This window comes from Sporomusa acidovorans (genome assembly GCF_900101845.1).
Lineage (GTDB): Bacteria > Bacillota > Negativicutes > Sporomusales > Sporomusaceae > Sporomusa > Sporomusa acidovorans.
On the sequence record NZ_FNAM01000117.1, the window covers coordinates 1 to 1832 of the forward strand.

Annotated in this window: 3 protein-coding genes; all 3 read left to right on the forward strand. The window is 39.7% G+C overall.

All coding sequences use genetic code 11. The features are described from left to right. On the forward strand, positions 1-613 hold a 613-nt coding region (locus BLR65_RS28780), incomplete at its 5' end, for a hypothetical protein (RefSeq protein ID WP_218130687.1). A 76-nt stretch (positions 614-689) separates the two neighbouring features. Further along, the gene (locus BLR65_RS28785; protein ID WP_093798269.1) at positions 690-1334 is read left to right on the forward strand and encodes a hypothetical protein; all 645 of its coding nucleotides are present in this window, start codon (positions 690-692) and stop codon (positions 1332-1334) included. A 21-nt stretch (positions 1335-1355) separates the two neighbouring features. Beyond that, positions 1356-1748, forward strand: a complete 393-nt coding sequence (locus BLR65_RS28790; protein WP_093798271.1) for a hemagglutinin repeat-containing protein — start codon at positions 1356-1358, stop codon at positions 1746-1748. Positions 1749-1832 lie beyond the last annotated feature (84 nt).

Below are 1832 nucleotides of genomic sequence, written 5' to 3' on the forward strand. Positions count from 1 at the left end.
AGGCCTTCAAGGTGACGATTACTACGACAGAAGTAATACGTATAAGTACTGGTATAGCGTTGGTAATCGAGCAACGCCTTTGGCTCTGAGTTTTGGAGGATTAAATAATCCATTCTTATCTTCTACAGAATTTGCAATAAGTTATAATGGCACACTAGCACAAACAACTGCTGTAGATGCTTGGAAATTCTGGCTATCTGGTTCTACGTTAACGAATCCATCTCAGTATAATGCGACTCAGTCTGGAAATAATAGTAATTCTACGACAGGAGGAAATGGTCAGTGGTCGAGCAATGCTGAACGTAAATTATCTCCTAATGATGGAAAGCATACAGGCCAGGCTAAAGGTGATATAAGTGCTGACCCATTTTGGAATAACCAGGAAAAAGGACAAAAATCATTAAATACTGCATATTCTTCTAATGGGACTAAGCAATTGTATAATGTCTCTGATGGGAAACTAGTGAAATTTCAGCCTGATAATGTTGGAGGATGGCATGCTTATGAAGTTAAGAATCCGGCTGAAGAAGTACCAGCTGATGTTTTGAGACAAATGAAAAACGATGGGCTAATTTCCAATGCTCAATATAATAAGTGGATTAAAAATAAGTAATTCTTGAATGGTATGGCTATAGGATGATGAAAGACTATCATCCTATAGCAGTATTTCATCTAAGGGAGGGTGTTTAATGCCGATATTTGGTAATGTAGACAAGTTTGCAATAGAATATCAGTTTATGCCTAGCCCATTTGAGGAGGATAAAGTATTAAAACAATCGTGGGGTATTTTTAGGTTATGGGTAATGGGACAAGATGTTTGTGAATATACGATTAATGGTGTTCTAAGTAAGTATGAGTGGAATTTGATATATATTGTAGAATGGTTGTGTAATAATCTAGAATATGTTTTGGGGTACGATCCGTTCCCATTACCTGTAAATGGGAAAAATTCACTGGAGCTAATTCGCGAAAGTGATAAGTTTGAGTCTGAAGAAGACGATGAATTTTATTTGTGGTATCAAGCCAAAAGTTCATGGATATTCAGGCATTCATGGTTTTCCAATAGAGCTGGTTCAATACTTGCTAGTGTCTATTTTAGACGAATTGAGGATAATATTGAATTAGCTTGGGATAATGGTTTTTGGGAAGAGAGCCAAGTATATTTTTCAAAGCCAAAAGGTGTTTGTAGTGTTTCAAAAGGAGATTTTAAAGAGGCTATATTCAGTTTTTTAACATATGCGCTGGATCAGTTAGAATCTAATTTAGGTGGAAATGCCCAAATAGATGGTCAATCAATAGCTGCGTTACGAAGAAAGCTGAACCTTCTAAAATAGTGTGCTAATTGGAAAGGGAGGATGGGGACAGGGGCAGGTTTCTTGTCCCTGCAACAAAATCAAATCCAAGACTTAGTCAGCGTCAGCATCGGCAGCAGCAAAACAACCTTCGAACAGACAACCTATACCGAAACCGCCAATATCTCCAACATTAACGCTGGTGACAGGGTAAACATCAAAGCCACCGCAGGCGATGTCAACCTTACAGGCACCAAGATCAACGCCCAAGACGTAACCATTGAAGCCGTGAAAAACATCAACCTGGCAGGCGCCCAAAACAAACAGCAGACCGACAGCAAGACAAGTTCCTCTTCCTGGTCTGTGGGTGGAACCATCGGCACCGGTTTCTTCGGCAATGCCAGCAAGGGCAGTGGTAAAGAGAACGGAAATGCAACTACCAATGTCAGGAAGTGAGTCAGGGGACGGTTATTGTGAAAACAACAGAGTCCCCGAAGCTAAAAAAAAGGTATAACAAAATAGGCCTACAGTCTTAGGCAA